At 30.0% G+C, this 17088-nt stretch carries 11 protein-coding genes; 5 read left to right on the plus strand and 6 right to left on the minus strand.

Translation table 11 applies throughout. From position 1 onward, the window contains the following. Window positions 1-55 precede the first annotated feature (55 nt). From KGF46_RS13130 to KGF46_RS13140, 3 genes are all read left to right on the plus strand, one after another. Window positions 56-265 carry a Type 1 glutamine amidotransferase-like domain-containing protein gene (locus tag KGF46_RS13130; protein ID WP_227828817.1) on the plus strand — a complete coding sequence of 70 codons (210 nt, stop codon included), beginning with the start codon at window positions 56-58 and terminating at the stop codon, window positions 263-265. Window positions 266-420: 155 nt separating this feature from the next. Continuing rightward, window positions 421-1050, plus strand: a complete 630-nt coding sequence (locus KGF46_RS13135) for a TetR/AcrR family transcriptional regulator (protein ID WP_227828793.1) — start codon at window positions 421-423, stop codon at window positions 1048-1050. A 152-nt stretch (window positions 1051-1202) separates the two neighbouring features. Then, window positions 1203-1604 (plus strand): FMN-binding protein, encoded by a 402-nt coding sequence (locus tag KGF46_RS13140; protein ID WP_227828794.1) that lies wholly within the window; start codon window positions 1203-1205, stop codon window positions 1602-1604. 129 nt (window positions 1605-1733) lie between these two features. Here KGF46_RS13140 and KGF46_RS13145 read toward each other — a convergent pair whose 3' ends face one another. Then, entirely contained in the window at window positions 1734-1895 is a 162-nt protein-coding gene (locus KGF46_RS13145) for a type I toxin-antitoxin system toxin (RefSeq protein WP_227433577.1), read from the minus strand. Window positions 1896-2618: 723 nt separating this feature from the next. On the opposite strand from KGF46_RS13145, the gene KGF46_RS13150 reads away from it, so the two are divergent. Both KGF46_RS13150 and KGF46_RS13155 read left to right on the plus strand, forming a co-directional pair. Continuing rightward, entirely contained in the window at window positions 2619-3017 is a 399-nt protein-coding gene (locus KGF46_RS13150; RefSeq protein ID WP_227828795.1) for a DUF6110 family protein, read from the plus strand. Window positions 3018-3103: 86 nt separating this feature from the next. Continuing rightward, window positions 3104-5203 (plus strand): heavy metal translocating P-type ATPase, encoded by a 2100-nt coding sequence (locus KGF46_RS13155; protein WP_227828796.1) that lies wholly within the window; start codon window positions 3104-3106, stop codon window positions 5201-5203. Window positions 5204-5527: 324 nt separating this feature from the next. On the opposite strand, the gene KGF46_RS13160 is transcribed toward KGF46_RS13155, so the two are convergent. The 5 genes from KGF46_RS13160 to KGF46_RS13180 all read right to left on the minus strand — a co-directional run bounded on the left by KGF46_RS13160 (window position 5528) and on the right by KGF46_RS13180 (window position 17010). Further along, window positions 5528-10732, minus strand: coding sequence for a GTPase (locus tag KGF46_RS13160; RefSeq protein ID WP_227862030.1), 5205 nt, complete (start codon window positions 10730-10732; stop codon window positions 5528-5530). Between the two features lie 14 nt (window positions 10733-10746). Further along, window positions 10747-13248, minus strand: a complete 2502-nt coding sequence (locus KGF46_RS13165; protein ID WP_227862031.1) for an ATP-binding protein — start codon at window positions 13246-13248, stop codon at window positions 10747-10749. A 430-nt stretch (window positions 13249-13678) separates the two neighbouring features. Then, window positions 13679-14914: an MFS transporter gene (locus tag KGF46_RS13170; protein WP_227862032.1), complete on the minus strand. Its 1236-nt coding sequence runs from the start codon at window positions 14912-14914 to the stop codon at window positions 13679-13681. Window positions 14915-15202: 288 nt separating this feature from the next. Then, window positions 15203-15685: a MarR family transcriptional regulator gene (locus KGF46_RS13175; RefSeq protein ID WP_227828800.1), complete on the minus strand. Its 483-nt coding sequence runs from the start codon at window positions 15683-15685 to the stop codon at window positions 15203-15205. A 392-nt stretch (window positions 15686-16077) separates the two neighbouring features. Beyond that, entirely contained in the window at window positions 16078-17010 is a 933-nt protein-coding gene (locus KGF46_RS13180; protein WP_227828801.1) for a retropepsin-like aspartic protease, read from the minus strand. Window positions 17011-17088: the final 78 nt, after the last annotated feature.

Below are 17088 nucleotides of genomic sequence, written 5' to 3' on the forward strand. Positions count from 1 at the left end.
ACACTCTATATTCCAGATATTTGTAATATTATAAAAAAATAAATATTCATCTGAAATAGACTATATAGAAAAAGCTCCCTACTTAAAAGACTACTCTCGCTTGAATTTAATTGATTTTTATGTAGTACCACATTCCCAAAATTGGGAATTTGGAAAAGCTGTAGAAAAAATAGTAAATGCGTATTCTAAAACTTTAGAATTAAAAGCTATTAATGATAATCAAGCAATATTAATTGAAAACGACAGTGTTAGAATTTTAAAATAATTTAATATAAATAGCACCAAAGAATGATAAACACTGGCTTGTCATATCTTTGGTGCTTTTTTATGCAATACGTTTTAGAATACTAATTGACAAAAAAACTAAACCTCATTATAATTAAACTACTAGTTTAATTAATTTCATGAAAGGAATATGATATGGGAAGAAGAAAAAAAGAGCCAAAAAGTGTACACCGTGAAAACATTGCTTCTGCTGCTCAAATTCTATTTATGCAAAAAGGAATTGAAGCAACATCAATGGATGATATTGCAAAAAAAGCTGGTTACAGTAAAGCAACCTTATATGTATATTTTAAAAACAAGGAAGAAATTGTTGGTGTATTAGTACTTGAAAGCATGAAAAAACTGCATACATACATCACTTCTGCTTTAGAAAAACAAACAAGTACAAAAACAAGATACGACTTTATCTGCAATGCACTATTAAAATATCAAGAAGAATTTCCATTTTATTTTAAAATAGCTCTCGATGAAATCAACATTGACTTTGAAAATACCGACTACTTACCTGAGGAAAAAGAAACCTTCCGTGTTGGTGAAGAAATCAATGAGAAAATAAAACAGTTGCTAAAGGCTGGTATCTTATCAGGTGAGCTTAGAGAAGATATTGAAATTATGCCTACTATATTTTCACTTTGGGGAATGTTATCTGGCATTATACAGACAGTAGCAAATAAAGAAGCTTATATCAAACAAGAAGTAAAACTTTCTAAACAGGAATTTCTTAAATACGGATTTGATATGCTTTATCGTTCTATTTCTAAATAGATAAGATAAATCTACAAATATACAACTATACAATTTCTTATAATAGACATTATTACTTTATATATTTGAATATATCTGAAATTCCATTAAAACAAAAGATATTCAAAACAATTACCAAATACTCTAACTAAAAGGATTGAGAGGTATTAGAAATGAAAGTAAGCAAGAAAAAAATCATTTATCGTATTATCGTTATAGTTTTGCTGATAGGACTTGCATGCCTTGGAATATATTTAAAACAAGTTAAAGATTATAAACAAACAGTAAAAAATATGACCTTTAAAAAAGTAAATATTTCCGATATTGCTGATGGAACCTATGTTGGAGAATGTAATGTAAATATCATATCTGCTAAAGTAGAAGTCACTGTAAAGAGTGGTAAAATTTCAAGCATTAACCTTTTGGAACATAAAAATGAACGAGGAAAAACAGCAGAAAAAGTTATTGATAAAGTACTTAACAAGCAAAAAGTAGATGTAGATGCTGTATCAGGTGCAACAAATTCAAGTAAAGTTATAAAAAAAGCAATCGAAAATGCACTCATAAAAGGATAACTATACTTAACAAATTTCTATAAGAGTAAAAATATTGTTTTTGAATATCTGTACCAATTTGTGGTATAATAAAAGCAAGAAGAACTACAATCTATTTCGTCGTAGAGTGAAGTTCATAATTAAATGAAGCTATTTAAACTTATGGAACTTGATTTTAAAATCAAATTCCCAGCCACTTTTACTCTTGCCACGAGTTGAGTGGCTTTTTACTTTCGTAAATACTTTACAAATTAAGTAAAATATTAAACTAGCAACAACGCCAGCTATTACATTAAGTAAAAAGTTATTCATACTTCCCACCTCCTTTCATTAGGAAGTAGGTTTTATCCTAGTATGAACTCCACTCTTAAATTATAGGTTACATCTTCTTGCTATAAATATTATAACATATACTTTCCCATATTTTACCTGTGTTTTTATTCTAATAACTCCTTTTTCTTTTCAGCATCATATATACCTACTATCATCAAATATTATTTAGAAATTAGATTTAATATAATAAAATCAACTATAAACAAGAATAAGTTTGTTTCTCTAAACAATGTGATACTTATAGGAATATGTTACAAATAAAACTTTCAATAATTGAGCCTTGAGTAGTGATAAAATAATATTTTTCATAAAATAAGCAAATAATTGATATAAATTATCATTTTCTGTTGAAAGTTACATTCATGCGTGCTATACTTAATTTCATAAATGGTAATAAATGTCATATGATTTTACAATTCTATTAATAATAATTATTATTAACTTTTAAATTTCGAAATGAATATCAAGAATTTTCTAAAATATAGAAGAATTCTCTAAAATACAAGAGAATTATTTAAATATAAAAGAATTATATAGGTTATATAAAAACACATAAAACTACACAAAAACATATAGTACACTTAAAAATATAATAGAACTATATAATACTACTTTTGTAAAATCATACTCTATTTTTAGCATTTATTACTCTATACATAAGATATATAAATAAAATTTAACTTAATGAAAGGATACGATAAAATGAATATTTTAAAAATGAAAAAAACAGGGATATTTTTAGGAGGAGTACTTTTAGGTACTGTAGGTGTCAAAATACTTTCAAGTGATTGTGTAAAAAAATCTTGTACTAAAGCAACTGCTGGAGCATTGAAAGTTAAGGATTCTGTTCTTGAGACAACTACTAAAATCCAAGAAAATATGGAAGATATTTTAGCTGAAGCAAAAGAAATCAATGAACTAGAAGAATTATCTTCATCTAAAGTAAAAAAAGTGCAAGAAGATGCTGAAGTTGTACAAGAAGCTCTTAAAGCTGAAAATGTACAAACTGTAGAAAAAAACACTGATTCTAATAGCATTAAATGTGAAGACATCAAGGAAAATGGTACTGAAGAAAAAAATAGTACTTGCACAGCAGAATAAATTTAACGATTATTATGGTTAATACTATCAGGTGTTATGATTAATAATATCAAGTATTATGATTAATAGTATCAGGAGGAAGTAAATTGAATCTTTATATAAAGCATGAAATCAGAGGTCGTATACGTTTTGATTTACAGCTTGGTAAATTGAATAACAAGCAGGCAGATACTCTACTATATTATTTGACTTCTATAAATGGTGTTACCAAAGCAAAAGTTTATGATAGGACTGGTGACGCTGTTATTTATTACACTAGTGAAAGAAACTCTATAATAAAAGAAATCACTAAATTCAGTTTTAATAATAGTGAAATAGAAAAATTAGTCCCTGAACACACTGGTAGAGAGTTAAATAATTACTACAGAGATAAATTAGTAAATAAGCTATTGGTAAAGAGTGTATCTAAGATATTTTTCCCAAAATCTTTAAGATTTTTTTTTATAGGACTTCACTCTATAAAATATTTCAAAAAAGGTATCTCTTCTTTATTAAATAAAAAGATAGAAATTTCTGTTTTGGATGCAACTGCAATAGGTATCTCCATTTTTAGAAAAGACGTGAATACAGCTGGGTCAGTGATGTTTCTTCTTGGTATAGGCGAATTACTAGAAGAATGGACTAGAAAAAAATCTATAGATGATTTAGCACAAAGTATGTCGTTAAATATTGAAAAAGTATGGTTAAAAAAGGATGATACTGAAATTTTAGTTCCAATTTCAGAAATAAAAGAAAACGATTTAGTTAGTGTAAATATGGGAAATATGATTCCATTAGATGGAGTTATTGAATCTGGTGAAGCAATGATTAATCAGGCATCTCTTACAGGTGAATCTCTTGCAGTTAATAAAAGACAAGGCTCTTACATCTATGCTGGAACTGTGATAGAACAAGGTAATATCGTAATGTGTGTCAAAGAAAAGGCTGGTACTACCAGATTTCAAAAAATTGTAACTATGATTGAAGAATCTGAGAAACTTAAGTCTTCTGTCGAAGGAAAATTTGAACATTTAGCAGATACCTTAGTTCCATATAGTTTTTTAGGAACTCTATTTACTTATGCAGTTACTAGAAATCCTATAAAGGCACTTTCTATTTTGATGGTAGATTTTTCTTGTGCATTAAAACTCTCTATTCCTATTTCTGTATTATCAGCTATGAGAGAATGTAACAATTATAATATTGCTGTAAAAGGTGGGAAATTCCTTGAAAATGTTGCATATGCAGATACTATTGTATTTGATAAAACAGGCACATTGACAAAGGCTCAACCAACTGTTTCAGATATAATTACCTTCCAAGATTATAATAAGAAAGATATGTTAAGACTAGCTGCTTGTTTAGAGGAACATTTCCCACATTCTATAGCTAATGCAGTCGTGCATGAAGCTGAAAAACAAGGTCTCAGTCATAAGGAAATGCATACAGAAGTAGAGTATATTATTGCACATGGTATTTCAACAAAAGTTGATAATAAAAAGGTTATAATAGGTAGTAAACACTTCGTATTTGAAGATGAAAAATGTATTATACCAGATGGCGAGGAGTATAAATATAATAATCTTTCAGACGAATATTCTCACCTATTTATGGCAATATCGGGGAAATTATCAGCTGTTATTTGTATCAGTGACCCTTTACGAACAGAAGCTAAAGATGTAATTTCAAACTTAAGACAATATGGACTCAAAAAAATTGTAATGATGACTGGTGATAGTGAAAAAACAGCTAAGTCTATAGCCAGCAAAATTGGAGTAGATGAATATTATTCAGAAGTTCTACCAGAGGACAAAGCTAATTTTATTAAAGATGAGAAACTAAAAGGTCGTAAAGTTATTATGATTGGCGATGGAATCAATGATTCTCCTGCTATATCTGAGTCAGATGTTGGAATTGCAATGAGTGAAGGAGCTGAGATAGCAAGAGAAATTTCAGATATTACTATATCAGCAGATAACTTAAATAATTTAATTATTTTAAAACAGATTAGCAATAAACTTATGAAAAGAATTGGTTTAAGTTCTAAGTTTATTATTGCTTTCAACTTAGGTTTGATTTTTCTTGGTGTAGGTGGATTTATTAGACCAAGTACATCTGCATTTTTACATAATGCTTCTACTGTTGGAATAAGTTTAAACAGTATGACAAATTTATTAGATAAACCTAATACTTATAACTACAATTAAAACCCATTGTATAACACATTTCTATCTAAAAAATTTATAATTCATATTTAAAAAAGCACTTTTAAACAATTAAACAATAATATTTAAAAGTGCTTTTATGACTAAATTTTATAACTAAAATCAACCTACTTCAATATTACTTCTCAATAATATTACTTCTCAATACTATTCAATACTGCTTAATACCATTCAATATTACCTCTCAACACTACTTTAATACTATTCAATATTACCTTTCAATACTACTCAATACTAAAGGTAAATTTCCATAATATTTCTACTTCACTACTAAAAACACCCTTCCTTAAATCTCACTTCAAACTGCTATATTTCAATCAATCTCTGTTCATAGCATTTTAGCTCATTTTGTTTTAGATAGTTAAATTCAGACTCTACATAAATACCACAACCAATAAACTCAATTGTTAGATTTGGTATATTCTCTTTCAGTATACTCATCTGTTCATATATAATTTTTTCCCACAAATCAGCCTGTAATACAGAGAAATACTTCATAATTTCTCCACTGTTATCCATATCCTTTTTGATTTCAGACCAGTTTTTTAGCAAGACGCCTCTTTTATCAATATATCCAAGTTTTTTAAAGCTCTCTATACTCTGATTCCATGCATCTTTACTACTCTTATCAAAATATGACTCTAGCTTTTTACTTTGCTCACTTGTCAATAAGTCATAAGAAAGCTTCTTATTAAAATGTGCTTTCAAAGAAAGTTTAGCCATAGAATACGGGCTTCTACCAGAGTTTAATCCCGCATTTTTAAACTTTTCTATTCCTTTATCTTCTATTGAAGACCATATAGAGTTTACTGAATCTGAATCATCATCTTTTCTATATTTAACATCCAAACCATGTGTAATATCGATATAATTTTGTGGAAATACATATTGATAGTACATATCTTTGTTATCATCATACAGAGAAAAATATCCTTTATCATATAAATGCATATGTACATTTATTTTTAAACTATCATCTAAAATATTTCGTCTAAGATTAGGTATATTTGCATAAATAGTTACATATTTCATTGCATCATATTTTTGATTTATTGGAATTTCAAAGCTAATTTCTTCTCCTGTCAAAAGCTTTTTCACTTCTTCTTCATCACAATCATATAAAGAAAATGTATTTTCAAATCCCACACGTGATTTTCCAGCCAAACTTCCTGCTAATGGTATTTTCAAAATATGATTATCTGTTTTTTGCCATTGATAAGTATCTTGAGCTAAAAACTCTTTAATTTGTCTATTTTGTTCCTTTGCCTGCTTTAGCACCTCATCTTCATTTTCTGTTATTCCTACATGGCATCTATTTAAGATATTTACTATATTGCTTCCAAATGGAAACGTCCATAATTGAAAAGCTGCTGCCTCCACTTGGCACAAATATCTAATCTGATTCAATTCAATTTGATGAATAAGCTTTTTCTGATACTCATTCATTTGGTTACCACTGTCTGACATGTGATAAATCAGTTCTCCCATTGCAAGATTGTCTTTTTTCTTGTCAATCTTGTCAGTAATAATAATCTGAGCATCCATCATGTCCTGTACTTTTTTGAAAATTCCCGAAATATCCTCTGCATTTTCCATTTTCAAGCTTTCAAACTTCTTAATTAATTCAGTTAATACATCTTTCATTTTTAGTCTGCTTATCTCATTTTCAAAAATATCCTGATTTTTAACTATAGTATCAAATCCGTCTACAAATGGTATAATAGATTCTTTCAATGTTTTATCTTTGAACTCTGCCATCTGAGTATTTAAACTATCTAGTTTTTTAATATTATCTTCTTTTGTCTTAATCGCATCTTTGACTACTTTTATTTTATCTTCAAAACTAGCTTTTACATTTAGACAATTATTAACACTACTAATTGCTGTATTGATAAAAGAACAACTTGCACTACCAATACTTAATACATTTTTAATAGTTGCTGTTCTTTGCTGTCTTTCAATAGATGCTTTACACTTCTCTAGTGCAGCCAACTTATCTTTTTGTTGTTTATTACTATAATTTGCTTCCAACATACCCATTTCTTTTTTCTGAATGTTTGTGTATATCTTTTCATACTCGCCTTCATCCAGTCCATTTTTTGCTGCTACAATGTCATTATCTTTCCCTTGGTAGTCATTATTATCTAAAGACTTAGTCATAATCTCTTTAATTTTATTAAAATTATCTATCTTTCCATCATCGACACCAACTAATTTATTTGTCATTGCTCCTAAAGCATTCTTTCTATCTTCATTTAACTGAGCTCCAAGGACAAAACTCATACCTTCAGAATCCATTTTGAAATCTGAAAAACTAACCATTCTGTTAGTCCATTGGTACTCTTCTTCCTTAGCTGAAAGATTTTCTTTTAAAGATTTTGCACTATCAAAAGCTCCCAGACAAGCTTGACCAATACCACTTAATGATGATAGTAAGCTCAACGCACTCTGTATTCCAGAAAGAATTAGCTGTGTTTTCATTTGTTCCTGAAGTTTTTCCTTCTTTTCTTCTAATTTCTTTATGTCTCCTTTTTCATCTTCTTTTATCTTTAGAATTTCTTGAATCAAAAGATTCATTTTTGCTCCAACAGAAAGCATTTTATTTTCAAGTTCTTTTTTCAAAACTTCTATTTGTTGATTTCCTGAGTCAATTTGAGTTAAGACATTTTCCTTATATGTATTGAAATATGCTTCTTTTAATTCATCTTTTTTTCCTTGTTCCAATTCTTTTAAAGTCTTCTCTAGATAATCTGTCAGAGTTCGAATATCTGTAACACGATTTCCTCCAATTTCATCTTCCTCTATCATCTGCATATAAAATGCTGCTTTCTGTTCTAATGCAAATAAAATCATGCTCCATTCACTAAAATTCTGATTTTCTTTTACAAAAGCTTCTATTCTATTAGACTGCATCAATTTATTTATAAGATAGTCATAAATCTCTTTTGCTTCTTGGTAAAACTCTTTCTTTGTATGCATATCATCTAGTGAAATTACTTCTTTATTTTTCTTATCAAATTTATAATACTTCTGAAGAATTTCTCTATTTAACTGCATTTCCACTTTCTCAACTGCATTAAAAATCTCATAAATATGTGAAATTTCTAAAATATCTGCTTCTAAAATTCCTACTGCACACAAAAGTTTAAGGTTTCTATATCCTTTACTTCCAGAAAAACCAAATCTTTCAAAGAATTGATAGAAAAATGTATCCATTGATAGAGAATACTCCTGCTTTAGCAATGCGTTTTCTACTAATGATTTTCCAGGATGCCCTTCTTTTCCATCTGCTCCATCTAGACCTGAGTCTGCAAGTTTTTTAATTGTCCAGTCCTTGTGTTTTGCATAAAGAGCATCTAGTGCCTTTCCATCATCTGCTGTTTCCTTACTGTCTGAACCACGACCTATCACATATCTATCAAAATAGTAATAGTTTCTGTCACTATCATCTATTGGAACAGAAGTTCCTATATATCTTATTGTTTCTTCAAAAATTCCTCGGATTCCTCCAAGACCTCCAGCTCCACCTTTTCCTCCAGAACCGCCTTTTCCTGCTAAGCCATGTCTTCCGTCTCTTTGGTTTATAGAATTTTTTAGTACTGTTGCTTGTCCAAGGAGATAAATCTGTCCAGCCTTACTTCCAAGACCAGCATTTCCACCATCTCCACCTGTTCCTCCAGTATTTCCTTGTTTTCCTTTTTCTGCTTCTACTATATAGTATTTTGTATCTTTCTCCTTAGTAAACTCTTTTTTCTCTGGCTTAGAACCTAGTTTTGCATTTGCTCCAGCTATTCCGGATGCTCCTGTTTCTCCTACTTTTCCATCTTGGCCGTTTCCACCTTGTCCACCATCAGCATAAAGCTTAAGTTCGCCTTCTTTTTGTATATGTTTAAAAGATATTAAAATATCGCCTGAAGTTCCTGCATTATTTCCAGCTCTGCCATTCATTCCGTTATAAATAGAACTTTCTCCATCCAATTTTTTTGCATCATTTCCAGAAACATTAATTGAATAAGAACCTTTTGGTATACATAATTTTTCAACTAATAGAACTATGTTTTTACCTGAGAAAACATCCTTCTTCATATCACAATCTATTTTTAGCTCACACTCTCCATACATATATATAGATGATAATTCATTAAGTTTATAGCCAGATATGATTTTAGTCAAATCTGATAAATTCACTTTAGGTACAGGAATATATATAGAAAGTACTTTGTCTTTTTCATATGATTTTATATATGTACAGTTTTGAATTTTTTCTCTTCTATATTCTTCATCTAGAAGTTTCTCAGCTTCTTCCTCTTCCAATTCCTTCTCTGCTATCCAGTATTTAATACATTTTAAAGTGTCTTCTAGCGTTGTATTTAATAATGATTTTAACAATTCACTTAGACCGACAATATTAGTTTCTCTACAATAACTATTTAGCTCTAAAACAAGGCGTATTTTTTCTAATATGTTTACTTTTTGTACACCATCACCATAGAAAAGTTCTTGCACAAATCTCATGAGTCCTTCAATACTATTTGTTTTTCCTAAGCTCTGACTCATTTGTTCCAACTGAGTTTTTTTCTCTTTTAGATTTTCTATAGAAGATAAAATAGAAATAGAATCTTCTAACGCCTTTTTTACACTTTCTATATAAGGAGCTAGAAGTTTTTCTAGTTCTTTATATGTTATATCAACAGCTTTTTGTATCTCTATTTTACAAGAGGCAGTAAGCATTAATCCCATATCAGTTTTTTGGAAAGTATTTGGAAGTTTTTCTAGTTCTCCCAATAGATTTTCTGGCTTTGTGTCCATCGGATTACATAATTCTATAGACACATTATCTGATAGTACCACATTTAACAGATATACCAGTTCTTTATAACCTTCATAATCTTTTTCTTGGCTATCTAGGTCTTCTTTTACTTTTTTCAGTATATTTCTAACTTTTTCTTTTGTTACACTACTACTAGGTGACTTAGGTATTTTATTGATAAGAAAGAAAAAATTTTCCTTATACTGTGTATATTCATTAAACATATCTTTTAAGTTTTTAGCTGTATCAATTAACAGTGTATGTCTAGAGTCCAGTAAAGACTGGTAGTCTAAAATGACTACTATCCCTTTTACATTTGAAGATGCAGAGATAGTTTCTCTTACAAGCATTGCTCCTGCAATCATATATTCAGCTCCACGATTATCAAAAAAACCAGGACAATCGCATAAAGAAAATGCTTTATTTTCAATATCTACAACTTCTGGGCATAAAGTCTTAGAATATACACCATTTCCAATATCAACTGCTGAATCTTTAGCTGTGATGTATACTTGTCCAGTTTCCGCATCTGTCTTTTCTTCCATCTCACAACCTTTTAAATAGTTGATACAAGTACTTTTTCCAACTCCTGAAGCACCCAGGAATAACAAAATCGATTTTTCTCCTAAATTGTATCTTTCCAGTTCATGCCTTCCATCTTCTAAAAGATTTATGATTCCATTGTACAATTCATTTGCCATGTGTTCATCCCTTTCTATACTTCAGCACAATAGTTTTGATATTTCTCTTTAACAAAACTTTCCTCTACTTTTAAAACTGCTGTTGATACTTTAGAATTTGGATTATTATATCCTCCAGATTCTCCTCTATCTCCATAATCAGCATACTCTCTTGATGGACCTTCTTTTCCTTCTTTCCAACTTCCACCTTCAAAAGTTATACGATAACTAGCAATACCAGTTAGCTTATAATCCCAACTTGTAAAATATCCTGTATAGTATACAGTGGAATCTATAGCACTTGGAGAAAATGAAAGTGTATTATAACCATGATGACCTCCTTTTCCTCCATTTCCACCAAAACCTGGTCTTCCATCTGGACCTCTTTCTCCATCTCTTACTGTTATATCACAACAGCTGATTAACTTAGCTCTCTTTTCATCTGAATCTGCCAAGAAGTAGATATTTCCTTTACTTCCTCCATTTCCACCTCTTCCAGCATTTCCTCCTTTTCCTCCATTATCTCCTTTTGCACCACTTGTTCCTGATGCAAAATAACCTTTAAACATTTTTCCATGGAAACTACTTGTATATCCTGCATCACTTCCATTTCTACCTGTGCTTCCAGTCTCACCATCTTTACCATCTGTTCCTCTTGAACCATTTCCTCCATTTGCTATTAGTGTAAGGCGATAGTTTTTAATTTCTTCTTTAATATATAAATAAATATTTCCTGCATCTCTACCATCTTCACCATTTCTTCCATATATAGAATTATCTATAATATTTCCACTCTTTCCACTTACATTAATCTTAGCATTACTACTTACATCAAGATTCTTACAAGAAATAATGATATTTTTTTCTGATGCAAAATCCATTCCAAGATTATCATCCATATAGATAGTATCTTTAGCTGAAAACATAATTGTAGAGACATCCTCTCCCACTTTTCTATTTCTAAAAGCCTCTAGAACACTACTTATTACTAAGTTTGGAATTAGTGCCTTCACTTCTATGACTGTCTTGTTTTTAAGTTCAAATGTTTTTATTATAAATGGAGTTAAAATATATTTACTTACAAGATTTCTAATTATTTCATTACCTTTTTCTCCATAGGTATTTAATCTTGTTATATTTTCTTCTAATTCTTCACTATTTCTATCTGTAAGATTCTTTAAAATAGGCTCAAAATCACGTTTACTATATATGTAATCTGTTTTATTTGCAACTTCCATCAATTTATCTCTATTTGATAATGTCCATACCTGTTTTTGTACCTCATAAGAAACTAAAATCTCTTCTACTTTCTTTCTTATAATAATAAATTTTTGTTCCATTATACTTTTACTTGTTTTTTCTATAATAGATTCCATATATACAGAAGATAGTGAAATTTCAGCATCTCCATGGTCTGTATATTTATTTAAGTCTTTAATTATACCCAAGTTTCTCTTTATCTCATTTTGTAACTTTATACATGTGTCTTCCAAGAATAATCCACTTTCTCCTGACAATAAATTGATAAATTTATCTAAAGTAATACTAGCTGTATTAACTGAACTTTCTAACCAGTCTTTAAATATGTCTACTACTCTATCATATTTTGACATTTCTTGAATCATTGTTACTCTTTCAACCTTTTCAATAAAGTCTTCTGTATATTCCTTAACATAAACTTCTAGTCTAGATACTATACCACCTTGAATATCTTTTATTAATGTATCTAAAACTAATCTTGCATCTGCACTGATTGGATATTGGAATGCTGATGTTTTATCTTTTACTTCTTCTAAATTTATTACTTCTTTTAATAATCCTTCTCTTTGCTCTGCTTCAAGTGGTTTACAAAGATGAATATTTTTTCCTTCTCCTTTTAGCAATTCTTCAAATAACCAAGCTTTATCTTGTATATTATTTTCTGGACTTTCACACAATTGTTCGTATTTTTTTCTAATCACATTATATATTTGTTTTTCTGTTCTTCCTAAAAAGCTTTTAGAAACAAAGAAAGTAATACTTCCTCTAAAATTCTCTTTATGAAGACACATATTTAATTGTTGAAATAAATCAAGTACTTTTGTAAGTCTAGCCTCTAATATATCTGCTTCTGGTATTAGTACAACTACGCCACATATAGATGCAGAATTTCTAAACACCTCTCCCAACGAAACTGCTGCACTAATGTCATGTGCTACACCTCTGTTATCACTGAATCCTGCAGTATCACATAATTTTGCATCCATTCCTTCTACTTCTCTTCTCATATCTACAATATTGGGATACAAAGTTTGTGAAACAGCTCCTGAACCAATTTCTGCAACAGGGTCTACACATTCAATATATGAGATACCAGTATCTTCATCTTCTACTTCCTTCATTTCACATCCTGCAAGATAATTAATTGCTGTACTTTTCCCACAACCTGTGCCTCCAAGAATCAAAATTAGATTCTTATTTATAGCCTTATCTATTGCTACTTTCCCTTCATCTAATAGGATTTTGATTTCTTCTAAAAGCTGATTTTTTTCTTCCATGTATCTTCCCCCTTGTTTATAAAATTTTTTAATGTTAAAATAACTGTGCTTGTAAAATATAGCCTTTACTAACACAGTAATTTTATTTTATATATCTGATTATACTTTTTATTTTATATCTAATTACATTTTCTACTTTATATTATTTTTTCTACTGCTCTAAACTTTGACCATCCTCCACAATGAATATTCATATAAAAAACCTCCTTATATGTTTAAATTTATTTATATAATAGTACCAATTTTCTAAATATTCAATACAATTCGTGTAACTAGTCGATAAAAGTGCATAACTGGACAAATAGTTTGTATAAAAAACTTTGAAAGTCAAATTTATTTAATTAAAAATAATATAATACAAAAAAACAGTCAATCTATTAAAATCAACTGCTCCATAAATTGAATTTTTACTTATTAGATTTTACAAAGTTTATACATTTGCATGTGTTCCCCTATACAAAACTGATATTGCCACTGCTATAAGTATCATGCCCATAAAAGCAGGTGCCGCATGACCAAGAGACACATAGATTTGACCTCCAATGATAGGTCCAATTATTCTCGCTAAAGATTGAATAGATTGACTACCCCCTTGAATCCTTCCCTGTTCACTAGAATCGACAGACTTGGATATCATCCCATTGAATGAAGGTCCAAAAATAGAATCGCCAAAACCAAATATAAACATTCCAACAATAAAAATAGGATAGAATGAAAACAATGCCGATGCTGCAATAAAACTGTAACCTATAATCTCCGAAATCATTCCAAGAATGGCTATCTGTGCATCACTGAGTTTTCTCAAAAGCTTTGGCATTATAAAACCTTGTGAAATGATGTCTTGGATACCCATAATTGAAAATACAAGTCCAATTAGCGCGGGTTTCCAATTGAAAGTATCTATTGTAAATTGTGAAAAGACAGACTGTAAAGACCCATTTGGTATCCAAAGTAAGAATGCTGATACAAGTAGCCTTTTTAAGTTTTTTACAGAAAGTACATTTGCAAGCTGTATAAATGGATTTAGCCTTACAAGTGTAATCTCCTTTAATCTATTCTTCTTATCAAGGCTCTCAGGCATATATAAGAATCCATAAATAACATTCAATAAAGTTATTATTGCCCCAAAATACATTGGTACAGAATAACCAAACTTAGCAAGTAATCCACCTACAGTTGGACCAATAACACAGCCTACACCTGAAAAGGCACTCACCCATCCAAAGTATTTGCTTCGATATTCTCTAGGAGTGATGTCTGCAAAATATGCGAAGATAGTGCTTATGCTACCACCTGTTATACCTTCTATTATACGTCCAACAAATAGTACCCATAGAACTCCTCCTATTCCAAAAACTAAGTACCCTATTGCAGAACCCAAAAGACATGATAAGAGTAATGGACGACGTCCATATCGGTCGCTCAAAGCTCCAAGCCCAGGAGCTGCAAAAAACACGCAGATTGCATAAACAGAAGTTAGCATTGTAACAACTATAGCTTGTTCTGATGGACTATTTGTATAAGGTTGCACTAAGAATGGAACAACAGGTGCTATGATAGTGAACCCGATTCCGCAAAGAAACGCAGATATAAGACCAAATATCAAAGCCTTTTTATTTACAATTTGTTCTGTATTCTGTTCATTATTTGATTTAAATATAAACACTTAAATCCTCCTCTCAAAAAGTATAATTTGGTTTCCTTCAGGAACACATTCCTTCTATTTCTTTTTTACTTTTTTACTTTTTTACTTTTTTCATTATTTTAATTCCTTGGAGACATATTCTTTTTTTTATTACTTCAACTCCTAGGGAATATATTTATCTCTTTATTATTTTGATTCCTTGGAAACATATTTATCGTATCACCATTTTGTTTCCTTGTCAACAAAATAATAGCAATAAAAATACAGCCCGTTCTCAATAGAGTTGGGCTGTCTATAGTTTCAATTTCTTTATTCTAATTTATTTTGACTTAATATTATACCTTGTTTCTTTATTTCTGCATCCAGATGCCTATTGTAATTTTCCGCAAAGCTAATCATAATATCAAATTGTTCGTCAGTTACCTGCTCAAATACAGCTTTATCACGTTCTTGAAACTCATTGTGCAGTCCCTCATGAATTTTATAAACTGCTTTTCCCTGTTCAGTAAGTCTAAAATAAATTTCTTTCTTGTTATCAGACTTCTGGTAGCTTTCGATAATTCCTTTTTTTATGAGTTTCTTAGTTAGCTTACTTATTGCACCTCTAGTCATATAAAAGTGCTCTGCAAGCTTTGTCACGTTGCAATCTACATTTCTTTCAATGTATTCGATACAATGTACTTCAGAAGATTTATAACCTTTAAGACTTTCTTCCATCTTAAATTTATTAAGCCAAACCATCTTGTTTAATAAGTCCCTGAAACCCATTATGACCTGTTCTTCTTTATTCATAGCCTGTCCTCCCACCCGTTAGTGCATTAACAATATTATATTAAACTTTTGTTTCTATTTCAACAATGTTAAAATAATTATTTTAGGAATCGAACTATACATAAACATAAAAAAAGGAAAACAGAATCATCTAATTTAAACCTACATTCTTTTAGATTTAATCAATATCATATAAGTGTTGGTAACTATACAAGTAAACATAAATTTGAATGATGATTAAGATAATTAAATGGTTTACAAATAATTTATATTATAAATAAAACAACATGACAATACATCTCTTGTACTGTCGTGTTGTTAAAATACATGTAATGTTTTAATAATAGTTTTTACAATAAAAGGCAGTGTTAACTAAGTTTTATTTATATACTGTTTAGTCTTTAGTCTATATACTATTTAGGATTACTGAAAGTCATCTTCCTAGAATCGAAATCAATTGACCATTTATAGTTTTTCAAATAATTATGACCTATCAAACCATCTTCAAAGAATCCAACTTCCTCATAATATCTGGATTCCTCACCTGTTGTATAGTTCCCAAATCCATTTTCCAGTTGCAAGCTACCTAGACCATATGATGAGATTTCAAAAGTACCGTCTTTATAATCACTTCCTCCCATTCCACTACTTTGTCCTTCAGAAGCTGACTTTAACTCAGGCATTGGAATCCCAGCTAAGTCCATTGTTTCTTTAGGTAGTTGCATTCCAGCATCTTCTCCATTAGCAAACCCTGAATCCATAAAGAAGTTCATTCCACTTTTCTGATTTGTTGAACCTTTAGCATACATGTAATGAGTAGAAGCAAGCGTGAATGGAATCTCTTCTAATACTTTATCGTTGGCAAGCATTTTATTGGCATTGGCCATACCTACTTCATTTCTAGGTCTTAATACTAACTGGCCACTAGAATAATCAATTGTAGGTATAAATTCCTTCAATACACTTGTACCAATAACGCCATGAACATTTGACGCATTACCTTTAAATGCTTCTTCAAATCCCTCAAATGAACCCATCATTACAGGGACATTCTTCATGTTTACATCTCCTATAGTAAGTGAGTCAACTTGACCAAAACCAACTTCGACGATATTACCTCCTTGGAATGTACCTTCTTTCTTTGAAGCTGTTTTAATACCAAGCTCTTTTGTAAGTTTACTATCCGCAACAAACATTGCACCACCAGTATCAATAAAAGCATTTATTCTTTTTCCATTTATCTCAACTGGAACAACAGGTAGGGGTTCACTTGTTACAAATGGAATAGCACTTTCTTCTTTTCCATTCCAGTTAATTTGTCTAGTTTTGCAATAAATAACTCTCAAATTCAAATGAGCTTGGGAGTTTTATTTAGTAATTAGTAATATTTTAAGCTTATACCAAAAGATTCATTCCTCTAATTT

It is taken from the genome of Clostridioides sp. ZZV14-6153, assembly GCF_020657855.1.
GTDB lineage: Bacteria > Bacillota > Clostridia > Peptostreptococcales > Peptostreptococcaceae > Clostridioides.